The following is a 19,969-nucleotide window of genomic DNA, read 5'->3' on the forward strand; positions in this document are numbered from 1 at the left end:
ACAGGAGTGGCTATGAGCACCCTCGAGTACCGCAACCTTGGCCGCAACGGCATCAAGGTTTCGCCTATTACCCTCGGCACCATGATGTTCGGCAGCCAGACCCCTGAAGACGTTGCCAAGCGCATCACCGACAAGGCTTTCGCCCAGGGCATCAATTTTATCGACACTGCCAACGGCTACAACGGCGGTGCCAGCGAAGAAGTGGTCGGCCGCCTGATCGCCGACCGACGCGCCCAGTGGGTGCTGGCGACCAAATTCGTCAACCCCAATCCTGGCGGCGGCGGCCCTAACAACAAGGGCGCTTCGCGCAACAACGTCATCCAATCGGTGGACGCCAGCCTCAAGCGACTGAATACCGACTACATCGACCTGTTCTATCTGCACCGCGAAGACAACGACACGCCCGTGGAAGAAACCCTGCGCGCGCTGTCGGACCTGATTCGCGCCGGCAAGATTCGCACCTACGGACTGTCCAATCACCGCGCCTGGAAGCTCGCCGAGTTCAGCCGTACCGCTGACCTGCTCGGCATCGAACGGCCATCGGCGTCCCAGCCGCTGTACAACCTCGCCAATCGCCAGATCGAGTCCGAGCACCTGCCGGCCGCCGAGTACTACGGCATTGGTGTGGTGCCTTACAGCCCGTTGGCTCGCGGCGTATTGACGGCCAAGTACGATCCATCCCAACCGCCGTCCCCAGAGTCCCGCGCCGGTCGCAGCGACCCCCGTCTGCAACAGACCGAGTGGCGCCCGGAGTCGTTGAATATCGCTCAGCGGGTCAAGCAACACGCCGAGGCCCGAGGCATCACGCCGGGGCAGTTCGCCCTGGCCTGGGTGCTCAACAACGCCTTGGTGACCTCGGCGATCGCCGGCCCACGTACCGAGGCGCAGTGGGACGATTACGTGCCGACGCTGGACTATGTGTTCACGGCTGAAGACGAAGCCTTCATTGACGATCTGGTGGTGACCGGGCACTCGTCGACGCCTGGGTATAACGACCCCAGCCACCTGTTCGTAGGGCGCAAGCCGCGGCGCTGAACCTGTAGCACCGCGATTTTCAAGGCCCGCTACGGGCCTTGAAAATCCTGCTACTGCGCTTCGATTTCGATCACGCGCCCGCTCTTCGCGGCCTCGGCGATGGCCTCGGTCACCCGCAGGTTGGCCAGCCCATCCTGCACGCTCACCAGAGGCTCGACCTCACCACGCACCACCGCTCCAAAATGCTCCATCTGGTGCACGAGCGGGTCCTGCCGGATCATGCCCACCACACCGACTTCAAAGGGTTTCCACCATGAGCGATCTTGCGCGCTGGGGTAGGTTTTCAGTCGCATGGTGGGGACCGACAGGCTGCCGTTGGTGCCCGCGATCACATAACAGTCCTCATCGTCGTAGCTCGCATAGGCCTTGTTCTCTTGAGAGGTCTGCTCCCAACTGCGCGGCGAGGCGGCGCTGTCCGAGAGCATGAAGCTGCCCAGCGCGCCGCTGGCGAAGCGCAGGTTGATCGCCACCGTGTCCTCGACCTGGAAGTTGCGCACGGCATTGGACGCAAACGCCTGCACAGCGACCACCTCACCCGCAAGCATTCGCAGATTGTGGACTTCGTGGATCATGTTCAGCAGTATCGGCCCCGCGCCTGGCTGGCTGCGCCACGGCGCATCGCTGAAATACTGATCGGGCTTGAAGAACACCGCGCTGCCCATCACCGATACCAGGCGCCCCAAAGCGCCGCTGTGCACGACCTCGCAAGCCTTGGCCATGATCGGACTGTGAGCACGGTGATGGCCGATCAAGATGCGGGCGTTGTGTTCCTCGGCCTGGCGGGCGAGGGCGCGACCTTCGGCAACGGTCGATGCCACGGGCTTTTCCAGCAGCATCGGCAGCCCCGCAGCCATGCACAAGAGCGCGTGGGGCACATGAAACTGATTAGGCGTGGCAAGCACCACGCCGTCCGGGCGGTCCCTGTCGAGCAACTCCTCCAGGGATTTATAGAGCGGCACACCGGCTTTGGCGGCCAGGGCCTGAGCCTGCGGGGAGGGGTCGACTACCGCCGACAGCTCGCAGGTAGAGCTTTGCAGCAGGACATCAATGTGGGCCTGGCCGATATAGCCAGCACCGGCGATGGCAATGCGGGTCCTGGTCATGGCTGTGGATACTCGGTGATGGGTATCGGAGATGAGCGGGTCATAAGGTTAGCCTCTGTTGTAGTTGTTCAGGCTGGGTGAACGACTGAAATTATATAACTCAACTAAATAGACATTTAGTTGAGTTATATAATTATCGTATATCAAGCGGGGCGAGGGCGGTCATGCGCCGCCCATTGATTCGCTCGACGGTACGCATGTGACAGATGATACAGAACCGCGGCTTCCATTTCCCGCCGATCACCGCCAAGGCCGCATAGAGCCCGCAATTACAGGGAGTGTTAGCCATTATGATGCTCGCAGATGGGTACTTACCTAAAGGTGCATACTATTCAAATAGAATGCACAGCTCTACAGTTGGTTCTCAACTTTCTACGGGAAACGCTCATGAGCAGGCTCAACGGTAAAATCGCAGTGATCACAGGTGGCAACAGCGGCATCGGCCTTGCCAGCGCCATACGCATTGCGGCAGAAGGCGCACGTGTGGTGATCATCGGTCGCCGCCAGGATGAATTGGACAAAGCCTTGGTGCTGATCGGCGCTGACGCAGTCGCGATCCAGGGCGACATCTCCAACCTCAAAGATCTGGACCGGATCTTCACAGACATCAAATCTACCCAAGGCAGGATCGATGTTTTGTTCGCTAACGCCGGGCTGGGAGAGTTTCAGCCGCTCGGATCGATCACCGAAGAATCATTTGACCTCACGTTTGGCATCAACGTGAAAGGCACGCTGTTCACTGTGCAAAAAGCATTGCCACTGATGGGCGATGGCGGCTCGATAATCCTCACCGGGTCGACGACGGGCTCTATGGGCACGCCGGCGTTCAGCGTGTACAGCGCCACCAAAGCCGCGTTGCGTAACTTTGCCAGGAGCTGGGCGCTTGATCTGAAAGGCACTGGTATTCGCGTCAATGTGCTTTCACCTGGACCGATCTCGACTCCGGGCCTCGACCTCGCGCTTTCAAGCCTGGGCCAAACGGACGTGCTCATCGAGGGCATGGCCACGCAGGTGCCACTGGGACGTATTGGCCAACCGGAAGAAGTCGCGGCGGCGGCGTTGTTCCTGGCGTCGGATGAGAGCAGCTTCATGACCGGCAGTGAGATGTTCGTTGATGGAGGGGCTGCTCAGGTTTGAGGGCGGTCTTTGGGTCAGGGGTTGTGTGGGTTGAAATGTGGCCGAGACTGCCCCTGACTTGAGGTTATGAGACTACGCATAATGTATATTATGTTAAATCGCGTATTTGGGTGTGGGCTGTGGTGCTGTTGTCATCGGTACCTGAAAACGAGACTTTGTCTGTAAAGACCATCCTCGCTGAAAATCAATCAGTTCAGCCACAGGTTGAAGTGAACGACCACGGGTGCGGCGTTAGGCTCCTCTTTATCAAGCAAGACCTAGATCATCGCAAGCGTCGAACTTTTCCCGCTCCCCCAAGGCCCTTCGATGGATAAGACGAAACCCGCTGGACTCGACACCTTTGCGAATGAGGCCGTTGTTTGTACTTTCACAAGTATTTTTCCAACCCTCTAGGTATGCTCCGCGTTATAACCGATCACTGATACGGGGATGCCAGCCCAGTCTTTGCTGCCCACGCAGTGCATGGAGCCGTACCTCTCAAGGACGTTTGAATACGATGAGTACCCCCGTGCTGGATATCAGCAGCCTGACGCCACTGCCTTATCACCAGAGTGTCGTCGACTACCTGAAAGCCCATGAACCTGTCGTGTGGGAATGGGCCTCGTCCTTAGGCGTCCAGCAGGAACACGCCCAGGATGTACGTGCGCAATTGCTACGCGACACCTATCGCTTAAGTCCCGAGACCCATCCGCAGGCCTATCAGTCCTGTGAAACAGCATTGCAGTGCTTGCAGATCGCGGCACCCGCCACCCTTTACCAGGCTGGCGACGGCGCGATGAATGCGAGCCTCTATTACCTGACCGGTGAAGTGCATGTGGTGTTTTACGGGCCGATTCTTGAGCGGCTGGACGCCCAGGAATTGCTGGCATTGCTCGGGCACGAGTTGGCCCACTACCGCTTATGGTCGGAGCACAGTGGCGACTTTCTCACTGCCGAGCGGATTCTCAATCACGCCATGGCCGACGTGAATACGCCGTCCAGTCTTGAACAGACTGCACGTCTATATAGCCTGCACACCGAAATTTATGCCGACCGCGGCGCTGCACTGGTGGCTAACGGATCAGAAGCGTCGATTACCTCGCTGGTCAAGATTCACACCGGCATTGTCAGCGTCGATGCGGCCAGCTACTTGAAGCAGGCCCGCGAGCTGGATGGCAAGGATGCGCCATTGTCCCAGGGCGTTTCTCATCCCGAGACGTTTCTGCGCTCCCAGGCTGTGGATAGCTGGTGGCAACAACTCCCGGATGCCGATAGCTGGCTGGATCGCCGGTTGCGCGGGCCGTTGTCGCTCAATCGCCTGGACGTGATCGACCAGATTGAGTTGACCGCCCTCACCCGCAGCTTTATTGCCCATTTCATCGGCTACCCCGCGTTGCAATCAGAGGTCGTGCTGAATCAGGTGCGCAGCTTCTTTCCCGATTGGAAGAACAACGAAAAGCCACTCGACCTCGTTACACTGAATGCCGAGCGCATCGACACCAGCATCCATGAATACCTGCACTTCATCATGCTCGACCTGAGTCTGGTGGACCGCGACTTGCGGGATGAAGCCCTGCTGCACGCCGCGCGCACCGCGAAGAAACTCGGCAGCGTCGATGACTTTATCAGCGTGCTCAAGCGCGATATCAAACTACCCAAACGTCAGCTCGACCCGATCGTTAGCGCGCTCAAAGCGGAGGGCGACACATGGACCCAGTAATCCAACCCGTCACGTTCACTCAATTGCTGCAAAACCACGATGGTGCCGCCGTGCCCATTGACGATGTGTTGTTCCTGACGCTGCCACTGCTGCTCCAGGTGGCACAGCTGCATGAGTCGGGACGAGTCGCGCAGATCAGTTATCTCGATGTGGTGCAAGGGCCGGAACGCACGTTGCAACTGCGTAATCCTGAAGGTGTCCCGCCGCAGCTGGCGCTGGAAGCAGTCAAGCAGGTGCAGCCCAACCCGGAATCGGCGCTGAATGTCGTCGGCAAAGTCCGCCTGACTCGGGACTCGGAAAGCGGCGTGGCAATTACCGACCTGCAAGTCCAGGAGGACCTGCATCAAGCCATTGACCACCCGGTATTCCTCCCAGAAATGCACAGTTGGGAGCATCGCCTCGGGCACCACGATGAGATCACCGACATATTCCAGCTCGGTCAGTTGTTGGCGTGTCTGGCATGCGGATTGGATTTCGCCGATATCAATGACCTAAAGACGTTTGCCCGGCACCGGCGCAACCTGTTTCAGGTCAATGGTCGGCTCAACCCGGTGTTGGCCAACCTGATCGTCGAGATGACCGAGCTCAACCGCCACGACCGCGCCACGGATGTGGCCTCGCTAGCGCGCCGCCTGGAGTCTTGGCGCGAGCAGCCGGCCAGTCTGGATGTCGAGCGTGTATTGGCCCAGGCCGAAGGGCCAGCGTCGCGGCGCACGGTGGTCCTGGAACATCTGCGCAACCGTTTGTTTGACCTTTCGCGTCGCAATCGCCTGCTGTACTTCCGGCCTACCCAGGCCAACGTCAACCTGACCGTGGCCAGTGTGCCGTTGGTGATGCGCATTGAAAGTATCCGGCCCGAAGCGCTGTGCACCTGGCAGTCCACCTTCGGTGGTTTCTCCGAACAAGTGCTGAGTGGCAAACCTGTTGGCCTGCAGCAATGGCTGCGGTTTGAAGACCAGACGTGGTTGCAGGCGTCGCTGGAGCGCATCATCCAGGAAACCCGACGCGACCGTGCCGAGTTCGGCTTCAGCAACTTGCGCCTGGTAGTAGCCTTCATGCGCTGGCACAACCTAAAGGACACACCGGAAGAACGCATCGTCACCCCGCTGCTGTGGCTTCCAGTGGAGTTGAGTCGCAAAAAAGGTGTGCGTGACCAGTTCGTGTTGCAATGCGACGAAACCGAGGCGGAATTCAACCCGGTAATGCGTCATCAGCTGCGTCAGCTCTACGATATCCAGTTGCCGGAAATCGTCGACCTGCAAAAGACTTCTCTGGAAGACATCCATGCCGATATTGCGCGCCAGATCAAACTGACCGAGCCCGGCGTCGAGTTACGCCTGCAAAGCAAACCGCAAATCGAGCTGATCCACCAGAAGGCTGTGCAGCATCTGCATCACTTCCAGCGCCGTCGCGCCCGTCAGCGCTCGGCGATGCCTTTGGTAAAGCCGGATTTCAGCTACGACCGCGAAGATTTCCGTCCGCTGGGCCTCCAACTGTTCCAGCAAAAGGTACTACCCAGTGAGTTGCCGCTGCGCCTGGCCGTAGGCGCCAAACCCGTGCTGCGCAATCAACACCCTCAGATGGTCGCCAGGAGCGCCGAAAACAGTACCTTCGCATTGCCCCAGAACCAGGGACATCGCTACGCCTGGGACATCGACCTGACGCAGGTGACCCTGGCCAACTTCAACTATCGCAAGATGTCGCTGGTGCGTGACTATGCGCAGTTGATCGACGAACCAGCGCAGAACGAAGCGTTTGACCGGATGTTCTCCATCGAACCTAGGGACGTCGAGGTCCAAACTCCAGACCCGATCCCGTTGCCGAAACAGTGGAACGTGGTCGCCGGTGACGCTACGCAAAATGCTGCCGTCAGCCTGGCCCGTACCGGGCGTAATTTCATCATTCAAGGACCGCCGGGCACCGGCAAGTCCCAGACCATCACCAACCTGATCGCGGACTACGCAGGTCGCGGTCTGCGGGTGCTGTTCGTCTGTGAAAAACGTGCGGCGCTGGACGTCGTGTTCCATCGCCTGCAACAAAGTGAACTGGGCGAATTGTGCTGTCTGATTCACGACTCCCAGACTGATAAAAAAGCCTTCGTGGGCAACCTGCGCGAGTGTTATGAGCGTTGGATCGCCGGCGATGCGCAGTCGCCGCAGTTGCAAGCCCGGCGCGAAACCCTGCTGGCTGGCCTGAGCCAACAACTGGGCTTGATAGAGGGTTTTGAACAGGCAATGGCTGGGGTGCCGGAGTCCTTGGCATGCTCGGTGCGCGAGTTGGTGCGCCATCTGATCCAGCTGCCTTCCGTCGCTGCCAAGCAGCCACCCGAAGCCTTGGAGCGCTTGCCCGAATGGCGTCATTGGCAGGCACAAAGCGAGCTGACCGGCCGCGTGTATCAGGCGTTCAAAGAACGTTTCGGTCTCGACAGTTTTGCACGTCATCCTTTTAGCCATTTGGCCTCAAGCCTGATTATCCACGAACATGCTTATGGCCAACTCAAGGCGTTTCTGGATGAAGCCAGTGGGCTGATGGACAGCGTTGAGCAGTACCTGGAGTCATCGTCGAGCCTGCTGTCCGGGGACACCGGCCTGACGGATGCGTGTGCACTGACCCAGGCCGCGGAACAACTGACCACCGCCAACCTGGCAACGCACCTCGACCTGTTGGAGCCTGGCTCGCCGGGCTTCCAGGCGCTGCACGCCGAACAGGTGGCGTTGCAGGCATTGACCGTACAGCAACACAACGCCCGTGAATCGACCCATCACTGGCGGGAAAAACTCGCGCCCCAGGACACTCAGGCTGCACTCAACCTGGCGCAGCGGCTGGAAGGCTCGCCGCTGAGGTGGCTGCAACCTGCTTGGTGGCGATTGCGCGGCGAATTGCACCGACGCTACGATTTCAACCAGCACGCGATTCGCCCGAGTTTCATCAGCGTGCTCGACAGCCTGGCCGGCGAACACCGGGCCACTGCCGAGCTGCACGCCGAGCAGCAACGCCTGCAAGGTCGCTATGGCATCCCGGATATCGACCTGTTCGTGCACAACCTGCAAGCGCTGCTTCAGCAACTGAGCGCATCACCGCTATTGCGCCAGTGGTTGGAAGGCCTGCGGGGTAATTCGGATTCCCTGCCCCGCGTGCGCCAGCAAGCCAACCTGCGCCAGCCAGTGGCGCGCTTGGCCGAACTGGTCGCGCAACATTGTGTGTTCGACCAGGCGCCGAGCCTGGCCGAGCTGGCCGAATATCTGCGCGATCTGCGTGAAGAACTCGACGAACTGCCCGACACCCTGCCCCTACTCAATGAGTTGCACCAAGCCGATCCTGTCTGCTTGGCGGTCGTGCAAAAGTACGCCTTGGCGCAACGTGCACTGGACGGTTTGATTGCTCAGGAAAACCTGACTCGCCTGTACCGCGCTAACCCGAAACTGGCGCGCTTCGATGGCCTTGCCTTGAGTTTGGCTGCACGTCAGGTCAGCCAGGCTGAAAGCAGCCTGCTCAAAAGTAATGCTCACGTGCTCAGCGCTGCGTTGCACCAGCGTTTTCTGGAGCATGTGAAGCAATCAGCAATGTCGGTGACTCAGCTGGACGCCCAAGCCCGTGAGTTCAAGAAAGCCTACGCCAAGGGCCGCCGTGAGCTCGAACACGAGCTGGGCAAGACAATGCGCTATCGCTCCATCCGCGAAATGGCGAGTGGCGACAGTGGCCGGGTGATCAACGATCTCAAGCCCATCTGGTTGATGAGCCCGCTGTCGGTATCCGACACCCTGCCATTGACGCCGGACCTGTTTGACGTGGTGATTTTCGACGAAGCCAGCCAGATCCCCAGCGAAGAAGCCGTGCCGGCCCTGAGCCGTGCGCAGCAGGTGATTGTGGTGGGTGACGAGATGCAGTTGCCACCGACCAACTTCTTCTCCAGTGCCGGAGAACAGGACGACAACGAACTGATTGCCATGGAGGACGGCGAGCAGATCGCAATCAACCTTGATGCTGATAGCCTGCTCAGCCAAGCCGCGCGTAACTTACCGGCGACCCTCTTGGCCTGGCACTACCGTAGTCGCCACGAAGCCTTGATCAGTTTCTCCAATGCAGCATTCTACGAAGGGCGGTTGATCACCATTCCTGATCGTCGTATCGAGCGCCCTGCCCCGGCTCACGCGGCCCTTGACTCCACGGACGTCCAGGCAGTGATCCAGGGCGCCGACACGCTGTTGGAAAGCCCGATCAGCTTCTTGAAGATGAGCGACGGTGTCTACCTCAGCCGCAGCAACGTGGCCGAAGCACGCTATATCGCCAACCTGGTGCGCGAGCTGCTGCAACGCGATACCGGCCTGAGCCTGGGTATCGTGGCGTTTTCCGAGGCCCAGCAAGGTGCCATCGACCAGGCCCTGGAAGACCTGGCCAGCAGTGACTCGGCCTTTGCTACGCGGCTTGAGCGCGAGTACGTGCGTGAAGATGCCGGGCAATTCAATGGCCTGTTCGTCAAGAACCTGGAGAACGTTCAGGGGGACGAGCGGGATGTGATCATCCTGAGCATCTGCTACGCGCCCGGACCGAACGGCAAAATGCTGATGAACTTCGGCCCGATCAACCAGCGTGGCGGCGAAAAACGCCTCAATGTGATCTTCAGTCGCGCCCGCAAGCGCATGGCGATCGTATCCAGCATCGAATCCGAGGCCATCACCAACACCCACAACGACGGCGCTGCTGCACTGCGCGCGTTCCTGCAGTTTGCGCATGCCAGTGCCAGTGGGGATGCGCCGCGCTCCCAAGGTATCCTCGCCAACCTTAATCCAGGCGCCAGGCAGTCCTTTGCCGTAAGCCTGCCAAAGGACCACCTGCGCAGTACCCTCGCCGCTGCGTTGCGCAAACGCGGCCATTCTGTTCAGGAGTGTGTCGGGCGTTCACAGTTCCGCTGTGACCTGGCGATCAGTGACGCCAGCGGCGAACACTTCAGCCTCGGCGTGCTGTTGGACGGTGATACGGCGGCTGCAACTGACGTGCGTGAGCGTTATATCTTCCGTCCGACGGTACTGCGCAGTTTCGGTTGGAAGATTATCGACGTGCTCAGCCATGATTGGCTGCGAGACCCGGAAGACGTGCTCAATCGTATCGAAGGGCTGCTAAGGAATGAGGAAACGCCTGCGCTACCAGAACTAGAACCACAACAGACAGAGGGAACCTTCGAGATTGAGGCCGACGTACCAGTCACCACGCAAGCGTCACCCTTGATGCGCGAGTTCACCTTTGGAGAAGGCAATTCCAACAAGTTCTGGCGGATTGGCGTGGCGGATGTCGAGCTCACGGTGAATTTTGGTCGTATCGGCACCAAGGGTCAGACCCTGATCAAGTCCCTCGACAGTCCCGAGCGCGCTTTGCGTGAAGCAGACAAGCTGATCGCGGAGAAACTCCGCAAAGGGTATCAAGAGCAAGCGGATTCGATCACCCCGGAGTGAAATGAGTCGGTGCAGCATGACTGGGACAAGCGCGTTCAATCGTTAAATGGCGTATTTGGGTGTGGCCTGTGGTTGTTGTCCAATGTCACTAACCCCCGTTCGGTTTTGCTCAAAACCCCGCATGGTGCAAAGTCAGCCCCTCGCCTTACTGAGACGTTCGCGATACGAGTAAAAAGTCTGGTCATCCGTAACGCAGCTCCACGTAACCCGCTGATTCAGCCCCGGACATGCTTTCTGATCAATCAATATCTGTTCCGTGAAAATTACTCATGAACTGTGGGTTCCTTGCTGCCGGGCTGAGCTACAGCCCGGGTTTTGAAATGACGCCTACCTGGATTGCAATCGAGTAACGCAATCCTCCCAGTACCCGCCACCCAGGTTCGTCCATCACTGAGGCAACGCGTACGCCACTACGTAGTCTCCCTTTTTCGTCGTAGCGGAGTTTCCACCCGCGCTGATGACAACAAACTGCCTGCCGCTTTTAGGCGAGATGTAAGTCATCGGCGTAGCTTCCGCACCAACAGGCAGGCGTCCTTTCCACAGTTCCTTGCCCGTGCGCACATCCAGTGCACGGATATAGAAGTCCTGCGACGCAGCAATAAACACCAGGCCGGTCGACGTGGTGACTGGCCCTCCCCGCGTCGGCATGCCGATAGGCATCGGCAGATGGGTGGCTATACCCAGTGGGCCAGTGTCTTGCGTCGTTCCAAGCGGCATCGACCATGCGACCTTGCGTGTTGCCAAGTCGATAGCGCTGATGGTTCCGTACGGCGGCTCCTGGCAGGGGATCCCCAATGGCGACAGGAAACGTCCCATCTCGATCCCCCATGGCGTACCTGCCTGCTGTGCATTGCCCTCATGGCCGCGCGTACCCGGCGTGTAGCCCTGTCCTTCTGGGGGCTCACGGGTAATCGCGGGGTTACCCAAGTCCCATGCCCAGACAAGCGCGCCTGTGCGGACATTGAATGCGCGTACGACTCCGGAAGGCTCCCCGGTTTTCTGGTTATCCCAGACCAAACCCCCAACGACGACCAGATCGCGCACAACGGTGGGGGCTGCTGTCGGAAAATAAAGCTCCTTGTCAGGGCTTCCCATACCGATCCGCAGGCTCACACTGCCGTGGTCGCCAAAGTCGGTACAAGCCTCCCCTGTTTGCGCATCAACGGCTATCAGGCGCGCATCGACGGCGGTGGCAATGATTCGACGAGTGCAAGCGGCTGCGGGCACGGAGTTCCCGGAATCCGATGTTTGCGCAGTCGAATCGTGATAACCCACCCCACGACAGCGCGGGTAGACGTTGTTGGTTTGTACCTTGGGATCGTGGTGCCATATCTCCTTCCCGGTCTCGTCGTCCAGGGCAAAGAGCTGACTGGACTGAGTACAACCGTAGAGCACGCCATCAACGTGCAGCGGCGTCACCACATGGCCTTCGCTGCTACCCTTTGGGATTTCTCCCGTCCGATACGTCCAGGCGACCTTGAGGTCAGAGACGTTTTGCGCAGTGATCTTGTCCAGGACGGCGTGCCGAGTGCCTGATGGGGTATGCCCGAAGTAGCGCCAATCGGCAGCCGGCTCGACGGTGCCAACGGCTTTGCCAGGCACAGGCGTCGGTGCTCCGTCGGCTGTCTGGATTGGCTGTGGTTGCAGCGCTGCGTAAAACGTAGCTGCGAGGCCCACGGCCACCGCCAATGCGCACATATAGGAAAGCCTGGCTTTTGCAGTTTTGCGGCCAGGAGCCAGCGTAGGTATCGCCAGCAGCACCAACAAAGCGAGGACTGCCAACGCGAACAATCGAGAAAACAGCGGCCACAAGGCCAGGCCCACATCCCATACAGCCCAGGCTATCGACGCCACGAATACCGCTAGATATAGCAAAGCACCTGACAGGCGCCGGCGCACCAGAAGGATCCGGGCTACGGTCATCCCCAACCCCGCCAGCGCGAAGTACCAGGAACCGCTTAGCGTAATGAGATAGACGCCAGCGATGAGCATGAACAGCCCTGGAAGCAGAGTGATCATACCTAGCGCAATCAGTAGCGCGCGGGCTATCCGGGATGGGTTTGTGTCCGGCATAAATGACTTCCTTGATACGCTATTGAGCATGGGTGCTCTTGGGCTTGCCTGGGCATAACTGATAAAGCGCACAGCCCAGACGGGTTAACGCATGACGAAACCGCCATCCACCGAAATGGATTGCCCGGTGACGTAGCTGGAAGTGCTACTACTCAACCACAGCACAGCGTCGGCGATTTCCTCTGGCTTGCCATGACGGCCCATGGGAATGGCCTTGACCATTCCCTCCATCGCCTCGCCCTGCCCCGCGGCCACCATGCTGTCGACCATGGGCGTCCAGATCAGCCCCGGGCATACCGCGTTGACGCGGATGTTACGGGCGGCATATTCAAGCGCGGCGCTCTTGGTCAGGCCGATCACACCGTGCTTGGCAGCGTGATAATTGGCGCGTTCTGCACCTCCCACCAAGCCTCCCAGCGAAGAACAGTTCACGATGGCGCCGCTACCTTGACGACGCATGTGTTCCAGCTCGAACTTCATGCACGCCCAGACGCCGCGAAGGTTGATGGACATCACGCGGTCATAGTCGTCGACGGTTGCGTCGGCGATTTCGGCCAGGATGTTCTGGATACCTGCGTTGTTGAACGCGGCGTCGAGTTGCCCAAATGTAGCGATGGTCTCCTTGACCATGGCCTCGACTTGATCGATGTCGGCAACATCACAGCGAAGGCCGATCGCCTTGTGGCCGGCAGCGACCAATGCCTCGGCCTGTACTCGTGCGACGTCACCATTGACGTCTACAAGCGCAACTGCTGCCCCAGCCTGGGCGAACGCCTTGGCGGTTGCCAGACCAATACCAGAGGCTGCACCGGTGACCAGCGCAACCTTGTTTTCAAACGAAAAGCTCATCAAGAATCCTCGACTTTACAGGTGATCAGATTCAGGTCGTGCCCACAGCACACAGACTGCCGCGAGTAGACAGCCAAGTCCGCAGGCACCCACGACCAGGCCCATAGGCCAGGGGGTACCATCGGCAAACTTGGCCACCAGTGCTGAGCCCAAAATGCCGGCGCCATACTGCATTGCACCAGCGAGTGCCGATGCAGTACCGGGAAATTGGGAAAGGCAGTTCAAGGCCCCGGTGATGGCGTTTGCCAGGACAAAGCCTGTGGCTGTGACGAATACGAAACAGCCACAGATGAGCAGCGGCAGCCCGCCCCAATCGGCCCAGGTGGTGAATGCAATCAAGCCCCCAGCGATGGCCGAAATGATCCCACCCACCAACAGCACCGCATCGGCGTCATGGCGATTGAGCAATCGAGCGTTGAGCTGATTAGTCACCATCAGCCCAACGATGCCGGCCCCGAATAGCGCGCCGTACCATTGCGGATCAACATGGTGGTAAGCGATGTACGCAAAGGGCGAGCCCGCGATGTAGGCAAAAGTACCGGCGTAAAAGAACCCGCCAGTGGCGACATAGGCCAGGAACCTGGGCGTGCGCAGTAGCACGCCATAGCGCTGCACGATGGTGTGTAGCGAAGTAGGGCTGCGCCGATGAGCAGGCAAGGTTTCGGGTAAAATTACCAGGCTGGCAAGTGTGGCCAGTCCCAGCAATACCAGGGTCCAGAAGATGGCTTGCCATGAGAACAGATGCAAAATCTGCCCGCCGACTGTGGGGCCTGCCAGCGGTGCGATTGCCATGATGGTCATCAAGGTCGACATTTTCTGCCCGGCTTGGCGACCCTCATACAGATCGCGAACCATCGCCCGAGCAAGAACCACGTTTGCACAGGCGCCCAAGGCTTGCACCACGCGCCAGGCAATCATGGTCGTACCATCACTGGCGAGGGCACAGCCGGCGGATCCCGCAACGAACAGCAGGCAGCCAAGCGCGACAGGCAGCCTGCGGCCATATCGATCACTGAAAGGCCCCCAAAAAAGCTGTCCTGCACTGAACCCAGCAAGGTATCCGCTCACAGTTAGCGCCATCGTGCCGCCGTCTGCGTGCAACGAGCTCGCCATGATCGGCATCGCTGGCAAATAGAGGTCAGTGGAAATCGACGCGAAGGCCAGCAAGGCGCTGAGGATTAATAAAGTGCGTGTGCCGTGCTGCGGATCGTGTCCCGTTTGCGTATCTCGGGGGCGAGACTCAGCCAATGCGATCTCTCTCGCTGCGCGTTGCTTCAGGCAAAATCTGGGAAGCAGTCGTGTGCTCACGTTTGAGTCCTCTGCGGCTAGGGTCAGCGAGCGCTGATATCCGATGAAAAATTCAAGTGGGCTAACGCTAATCATTGAGGGAGCCCTTGAATACCGGGCAGATTCGGGATGTGCTACTGAGCAGCACTCATCAATCGCTTGGAAGGCCGGGATAGCGCTGCGATCCGAGAGTCCGCTCGTACGGTTGAGGATTACTGAGCTTTGCTCATCGGATCACGTTGGATTTGGCCGGTAGCACAGGTGGGGATTCTGATCTAGGTTGTCCGCTCGACCGCCTACCGAGCAGGAGCTTGCCCATGAGAGGAATAATCAAAACGTCGTCGCTGGCTGTACTGTTGTCTACGGCCATGTCAGTCCATAGCGCCGATATCCCGAAAGACCAGGTCATGGCTATCACGAGAAATGGCGAACAGGCTTCGATGATGGGAGCACCAGCCAACTTCGTTGGGAACGCACGCATTGATCCAATCTTTGCCGCACGCGCGCCTTCGACTGTCTCTGCAGACGCTGTGACTTTCCAGCCGGGCGCGCGATCGGCCTGGCATACCCACCCGAAAGGTCAGACCCTGATCGTCACGGCGGGTGCCGGCTGGGTACAACAAGTGGGTGGTGAGAAAACCGTTATCAAACCGGGCGACGTCATCTGGACGCCGCCTGGCGTCAAACATTGGCATGGCGCTACGGCGACTACAGGGATGACCCACATTGCCATCCAGGAAGCCGTTGACGGGAAAAACGTGGCGTGGATGGAGCCAGTCAGTGAAGCGCAGTACGAGGCGTCCCGGTGAGTTTGGCTAACAGGTATCGCTTGGCTAGCAGGTATCGCGCCTCCCCTGCTTCCTAGCGGTCAGCCATCGGAGAATATCGACGTCATCAAACCCGAGCAGATCGACCTGGCTTATGAACGAGTCATCGGCAAGGATGTGCGTTACCGTTTAATGATCAACTTCGCTTCCGCTCGTACGGCCTGGTACGATCCGATCACGACGTCCGCCCTGCGCAAGCCAGCGGCCAATATATTCTTCAGATATGCGCTTGTGCGGCAGAATCGGTGATTACTGCCGCCAAGGTTACGCGCCCAACGGCTGAACTTCGCGTATGAGGTCTATCAACAGACGCAGCCCTGTCGGCAGCTGGCGATGGCTGGAAAAATACATGTGAAACCCAGGCGCTATGCTGGCCCAGTCATCCAGTACAGTGACGACCTCACCGCGGTCCACCAGCGCTTGCATCGCAGGCTCTGGGGCATACATCAGGCCAGCGCCATTGCGCACAAGCGAAAGACCCACGCGAGTCTCATCGATCGTAATCGTCCCGGGTGCGGCAATCGACAGCTTTTCGGTGCCCTTCTCGAACTCCCAGTCATACATGGCGCCGTTGCCCAGACGAATGCGCAGGCAGCGATGATTGTGCAAATCGTTGGGGTGTTCAGGTATCCCGAACCGCTTGAGATATTCAGGAGTTCCCGCCACAACCCAGCGAATGTCCGGGGACAAGCGTTGGGTAATCATGTCTTCGGGAACGGTACCTCCATAACGGATACCGGCATCGTGACCGCCCCCAATGACATCGACGATAAGGTTCGTCACGGTCAGGTCGATCTGAATTTCCGGGTACCGCTCGTTGAAGATCGGCAACACAGGGCCTAGCAAAAGGTCGGCGGCGTCACTGAGGAGATTCAGACGAATACGGCCTGTGGGCTCGTCCCTGAATTTGTTTAGGATCTCCATGGCATCGTCGATCTCTTTCATCGGGGTACTAATAACCTGATGCAGCCTCTCGCCTGCATCGGTCAAAGTCACACTTCTGGTCGTTCTGTTGAGTAGTCGAACACCAATTCGGGTTTCCAGCCCTTTGATGGCGTGACTCAGCGCAGAAGCACTGATCCCTACTTCTTGACCTGCGCGACTGAAGCTTTGGTGGCGAGCAATGGCGAGGAAATAGACAAAGTCGGCAAGGTTGGCGCGGCTTACGTTCATGGACGGATCTCAGCCTGGAGTAATCATTAGCAGTCCGTTGAGCTGGCTGCTGCTGGATTTTACTCAGCAGGCGATAGTCGATTAATGAGTTTTGCTCATTGAGGGGTGATGCATAGCTCATCAATATGACTTTTCAACTCGCAGTCGCTGACCACTCAGCTGGCTCCAGTGGGCACTGACGGGGCGGTGCTTGGAAAAGAGCGTCCACATACAATTCCTATCCAGAGTGCAGTTGCCGAAAATCAACAAAATATCGGCACCCTTGCTTCCTTACAGATTGTTACCTCAACCGGTGCAAGGCTGAACGAGCTCCTGTTGATCTCGTGCCCACTGCCTTACAGCGTCGGCAAACATCCTCAACGCCATTGGCGGGTGCCGGTTGGCAGGATAATAGAGACATGCGCCCGGATAGTACGGGCCCCAATCCGGCAACAGATGAACCAAACGCCCCTCACGAAGGTGATCATCGACTTGGTGCTCTGGCAGCCACGCAATACCGATTCCGGCCAGGGCTGCCTCCGTCATCAAGTTGAGGTTGTCCATCGTCAGCGGCCCATCGACATCGATGCTGGCTGTTCTGCCCAAGTGGCCAAGATCCCAACGGAACAAGGTACCGCTCGCAAAACGAAATCGGATACAGCGATGGGCTTTGAGGTCATGGGGCGCTAAGGGTGCTGGGTGCAGACTGAGATATTCAGGAGAGGCCACTGCTGCAAAGCGAATGTCAGGGCCGAAACGGACGGCGATCATGTCGCGCGGAACGTCATCGAACAGACGGATGCCCGCATCGAACCCATCAGCGACGATATCGACCGGGCGGCTGTCGGCGATGCATTCAATGTGGATTTGCGGGTTGTCCTGGAAGAACTTCGGCATCACATGACGGATCAGCGGTTTGAACGACGACTCCGACGCGCTGAGCCTGATCGTGCCCGAGGGCGTATTGCGCTCGGAGGTTACATCGTTGACGGCGCACTCCAAGTCACCGAGCAAGGGCTGGACACGATTGAACAGTTGCTCTCCGGCTTCGGTCAGCGCTACGGAGCGTGTGGTGCGGTTGAACAATCGCAGCTCAAGACGCGCTTCGAGTCCACGCATCGAATGACTGAGCGCAGAAGGCGATACGCCCAGTGTTCTCGCCGCGCCGCTGAAGCTGCGCTGTTCGGCAATGGCGACGAACGCTGTGAGCTCCGGAAGACCCGCACGGATCATTGATGAATTCCTCTCATGTAGTCATGAAACGCCAGGCCGATTGTTGAAGCACTCACAGGAATTTAAAGTGTAACTGTCAATGATCACTTTGCGAAGGAGACGAAACATGTTGAAGCGACAACTGGGCAAAAGCGGTTTGCAAGTGTCCTCAATGGGTCTGGGTTGCATGGGCCTGAGCTTCGCTTATGGCCCCGCCTTGGAAAAGAAAGCCGCCATCACCCTGCTCCGAGATGCGTTCGACAAAGGTGTCGATTTCTTCGACAGCGCTGAAGCCTATGGCCCCTACACCAACGAAGAATTGCTGGGCGAAGCATTGGCGCCGATCCGAGACCAGGTGATCATCGCCACAAAATTTGGCTTCAAAAATGGTGTGCCAAGCGAAGGTCTGGATAGCCGCCCCGAAACTATCAAAGCAGTTGTCGAGGCCTCCCTCAAGAGATTGAAAACCGACCGTATCGAACTGCTCTACCAACACCGCGTCGACCCCCAGGTGCCGATTGAAGAAGTGGCAGGCACAGTCAAGCAGCTGGTCGAAGAAGGGAAAGTCTTGCATTTCGGGATGTCAGAAGCGGGCCCTGATGCGATTCGACGTGCACATGCGGTGCTTCCAGTCGCAGCCCTGCAGAGCGAATATTCCTTGTGGTGGCGCGAACCAGAGGAGCAGATTTTTCCCTTGCTTGAAGAACTGGGTATTGGCTTCGTCCCCTTCAGCCCACTGGGTAAAGGCTTTCTAACCGGCGCCATCGATGCCGATACGAAATTCGCCGCTGATGACTTCCGTAATCAAGTGCCCCGCTTCACTGAAGAAAATCGCAAGGCGAATGCCAAGCTGGTCGAGGTGCTGGGGCAAATTGCCGAGGGCAAAGACGCTACCCGAGCTCAAGTCGCCATCGCCTGGCTGTTGGCACAGAAGCCTTGGATCGTACCCATCCCAGGTACCACCAAGCTGAATCGACTAGAGGAAAACATTGGCGCTGCAAACGTCTTGCTCAGCAGCAACGACCTGACAGCCATTGCCGAAGCACTTGAGCAAATCAAGGTAGTGGGTGAGCGCTATCCGGCCCATCTGCAAAAGAACGTCAATCGCTAACGCGCCCTTCCCCTATGCCGTATGACGTGCGACCAGTCGATCGCATGGAGCGCGTCGATGTGCGCTATCGCTTCGTGATCGACATGAGTTCATTGCCGGCACCAGAGCAGGCTTGATCAAGCAGCGCTCACGTCATCCACAGGCACTGAATCTCAAAACCTGTGGACACACCGACTCCCCAAGCAGGAACGTCCAATGAAACTGCTCACCGCCACGACTTTCGCTACCCTCTTGTTTTCCGCTGTAGTTGATGCTGACCAAGCACAACCACGGCCGGATCCCAAGCCATCGCCCGACGTGCTGGAAGTAACCCCCCAGCTCTACAAATACACCACTGATTTATTGTTTGGAGATGTCTGGAAGCGCGAAGAGTTGATCCCTAGGGATCGCAGCCTTATCACCCTATCGGCCCTGATTGCCAGCGGCCAGATTCCACAACTGACCGGGCACATGAAACTGGGGCTCGATAATGGCCTCAAAGCCAGTGAGATCAGTGCACTGATTACTCATCTAGCGTTCTATTCCGGTTGGCCAAACGCGATGTCAGCCGCTGGTGTGGCCAAGCAGATCTTCAGCGAGCGCAACATTCCAGCAGATCAGATAGTACCGCCCACCACAGCACCGTTAACGCTCGACCCAGAGAGTGAACTAAACGCCGTGCAGCTGTAGAGGCAGGTGTAGGTGACGTTGCACCAGAACTGGCGCGGTACACCAATGATGTGTTGTTCGGTGACCTTTGGCGGCAAAGCAGTCTCAGTGCTCGCGATCGTAGCTTGGTCACGGTTGCGGCGCTGATCGCACAGGGTCAGGCGGCTCAACTGCCCTTCCATCTTAATCGAGCGATGGACAATGGCCTCACGCAAGCTCAGGCCGCCGAAGTCGTAACGCATTTGGCTTTCTATGTAGGTTGGCCCAAAGCGATGTCCGCTGTACCGGTGCTAAAGCAAGTGTTTACGTCCCGCAACTAGGACTGATGACAGCGTGTGACGCTCTATACCGTTGGATACCCGGAGGATATCCGCCATAACCGCCAT

Annotated in this window: 13 protein-coding genes and 1 pseudogene; 7 read left to right on the plus strand and 7 right to left on the minus strand. The window is 58.4% G+C overall.

Going from position 1 to position 19,969, the window contains the following annotated elements; translation table 11 throughout:
* Window positions 1–12 precede the first annotated feature (12 nt).
* On the plus strand, window positions 13–1,035 hold the full coding sequence (locus tag REH34_RS29860) for an aldo/keto reductase (RefSeq protein WP_311970259.1): 1,023 nt from the start codon (window positions 13–15) through the stop codon (window positions 1,033–1,035).
* 50 nt (window positions 1,036–1,085) lie between these two features.
* Here REH34_RS29860 and REH34_RS29865 read toward each other — a convergent pair whose 3' ends face one another.
* Window positions 1,086–2,138, minus strand: coding sequence for a Gfo/Idh/MocA family oxidoreductase (locus tag REH34_RS29865; RefSeq protein WP_311970260.1), 1,053 nt, complete (start codon window positions 2,136–2,138; stop codon window positions 1,086–1,088).
* Window positions 2,139–2,525: 387 nt separating this feature from the next.
* On the opposite strand from REH34_RS29865, the gene REH34_RS29870 reads away from it, so the two are divergent.
* Window positions 2,526–3,275 (plus strand): SDR family oxidoreductase, encoded by a 750-nt coding sequence (locus REH34_RS29870; RefSeq protein ID WP_311970261.1) that lies wholly within the window; start codon window positions 2,526–2,528, stop codon window positions 3,273–3,275.
* Window positions 3,276–3,532: 257 nt separating this feature from the next.
* Here REH34_RS29870 and REH34_RS30450 read toward each other — a convergent pair whose 3' ends face one another.
* On the minus strand, window positions 3,533–3,646 hold the full coding sequence (locus REH34_RS30450; protein WP_409373211.1) for a P-loop NTPase fold protein: 114 nt from the start codon (window positions 3,644–3,646) through the stop codon (window positions 3,533–3,535).
* 125 nt (window positions 3,647–3,771) lie between these two features.
* On the opposite strand from REH34_RS30450, the gene REH34_RS29875 reads away from it, so the two are divergent.
* The gene (locus REH34_RS29875; protein WP_311970262.1) at window positions 3,772–4,974 is read left to right on the plus strand and encodes a M48 family metalloprotease; all 1,203 of its coding nucleotides are present in this window, start codon (window positions 3,772–3,774) and stop codon (window positions 4,972–4,974) included.
* Window positions 4,962–10,424: a WGR domain-containing protein gene (locus tag REH34_RS29880; RefSeq protein ID WP_311970263.1), complete on the plus strand. Its 5,463-nt coding sequence runs from the start codon at window positions 4,962–4,964 to the stop codon at window positions 10,422–10,424. Before REH34_RS29875 ends, REH34_RS29880 begins: the two co-directional genes overlap by 13 nt.
* 387 nt (window positions 10,425–10,811) lie before the next feature.
* Here the strand turns inward: REH34_RS29880 and REH34_RS29885 are convergent, their stop codons facing one another.
* The 3 genes from REH34_RS29885 to REH34_RS29895 all read right to left on the minus strand — a co-directional run bounded on the left by REH34_RS29885 (window position 10,812) and on the right by REH34_RS29895 (window position 14,654).
* On the minus strand, window positions 10,812–12,443 hold the full coding sequence (locus tag REH34_RS29885; protein ID WP_311970264.1) for a PQQ-binding-like beta-propeller repeat protein: 1,632 nt from the start codon (window positions 12,441–12,443) through the stop codon (window positions 10,812–10,814).
* 138 nt (window positions 12,444–12,581) lie between these two features.
* Window positions 12,582–13,346: a glucose 1-dehydrogenase gene (locus REH34_RS29890; RefSeq protein ID WP_311970265.1), complete on the minus strand. Its 765-nt coding sequence runs from the start codon at window positions 13,344–13,346 to the stop codon at window positions 12,582–12,584.
* Window positions 13,347–13,361: 15 nt separating this feature from the next.
* Complete coding sequence (locus REH34_RS29895; protein ID WP_311970266.1) at window positions 13,362–14,654, minus strand: multidrug effflux MFS transporter; 1,293 nt, start codon at window positions 14,652–14,654, stop codon at window positions 13,362–13,364.
* A 296-nt stretch (window positions 14,655–14,950) separates the two neighbouring features.
* Between REH34_RS29895 and REH34_RS29900 the strand changes: the two genes are divergently transcribed.
* Complete coding sequence (locus tag REH34_RS29900) at window positions 14,951–15,442, plus strand: cupin domain-containing protein (protein ID WP_311970267.1); 492 nt, start codon at window positions 14,951–14,953, stop codon at window positions 15,440–15,442.
* A gap of 282 nt (window positions 15,443–15,724) precedes the next feature.
* Here the strand turns inward: REH34_RS29900 and REH34_RS29905 are convergent, their stop codons facing one another.
* Both REH34_RS29905 and REH34_RS29910 read right to left on the minus strand, forming a co-directional pair.
* Window positions 15,725–16,633, minus strand: a complete 909-nt coding sequence (locus REH34_RS29905; RefSeq protein ID WP_311970268.1) for a LysR family transcriptional regulator — start codon at window positions 16,631–16,633, stop codon at window positions 15,725–15,727.
* Between the two features lie 285 nt (window positions 16,634–16,918).
* Window positions 16,919–17,845, minus strand: coding sequence for a LysR family transcriptional regulator (locus REH34_RS29910; RefSeq protein ID WP_311970269.1), 927 nt, complete (start codon window positions 17,843–17,845; stop codon window positions 16,919–16,921).
* A 106-nt stretch (window positions 17,846–17,951) separates the two neighbouring features.
* Between REH34_RS29910 and REH34_RS29915 the strand changes: the two genes are divergently transcribed.
* Together REH34_RS29915 and REH34_RS29920 are read left to right on the plus strand one after the other, a co-directional pair.
* Window positions 17,952–18,935 (plus strand): aldo/keto reductase, encoded by a 984-nt coding sequence (locus tag REH34_RS29915; RefSeq protein WP_311970270.1) that lies wholly within the window; start codon window positions 17,952–17,954, stop codon window positions 18,933–18,935.
* A 195-nt stretch (window positions 18,936–19,130) separates the two neighbouring features.
* A pseudogene (locus REH34_RS29920) lies at window positions 19,131–19,903 on the plus strand (carboxymuconolactone decarboxylase family protein).
* Window positions 19,904–19,969 lie beyond the last annotated feature (66 nt).

The organism is Pseudomonas baltica (assembly GCF_031880315.1).
In the GTDB taxonomy this organism is placed as follows: Bacteria; Pseudomonadota; Gammaproteobacteria; order Pseudomonadales; family Pseudomonadaceae; genus Aquipseudomonas.

Coding starts and splice junctions, on each gene's coding strand:
- REH34_RS29880 (WP_311970263.1), top strand. CDS start 4,962: ATGGACCCAGTAATCCAACCCGTCACGTTCACTCAATTGCTGCAAAAC.
- REH34_RS29865 (WP_311970260.1), bottom strand. CDS start 2,138: ATGACCAGGACCCGCATTGCCATCGCCGGTGCTGGCTATATCGGCCAG.
- REH34_RS29910 (WP_311970269.1), bottom strand. CDS start 17,845: ATGATCCGTGCGGGTCTTCCGGAGCTCACAGCGTTCGTCGCCATTGCC.
- REH34_RS29900 (WP_311970267.1), top strand. CDS start 14,951: ATGAGAGGAATAATCAAAACGTCGTCGCTGGCTGTACTGTTGTCTACG.
- REH34_RS29915 (WP_311970270.1), top strand. CDS start 17,952: ATGTTGAAGCGACAACTGGGCAAAAGCGGTTTGCAAGTGTCCTCAATG.
- REH34_RS29890 (WP_311970265.1), bottom strand. CDS start 13,346: ATGAGCTTTTCGTTTGAAAACAAGGTTGCGCTGGTCACCGGTGCAGCC.
- REH34_RS29860 (WP_311970259.1), top strand. CDS start 13: ATGAGCACCCTCGAGTACCGCAACCTTGGCCGCAACGGCATCAAGGTT.
- REH34_RS29870 (WP_311970261.1), top strand. CDS start 2,526: ATGAGCAGGCTCAACGGTAAAATCGCAGTGATCACAGGTGGCAACAGC.
- REH34_RS29885 (WP_311970264.1), bottom strand. CDS start 12,443: ATGATCACTCTGCTTCCAGGGCTGTTCATGCTCATCGCTGGCGTCTAT.
- REH34_RS29905 (WP_311970268.1), bottom strand. CDS start 16,633: ATGAACGTAAGCCGCGCCAACCTTGCCGACTTTGTCTATTTCCTCGCC.
- REH34_RS29875 (WP_311970262.1), top strand. CDS start 3,772: ATGAGTACCCCCGTGCTGGATATCAGCAGCCTGACGCCACTGCCTTAT.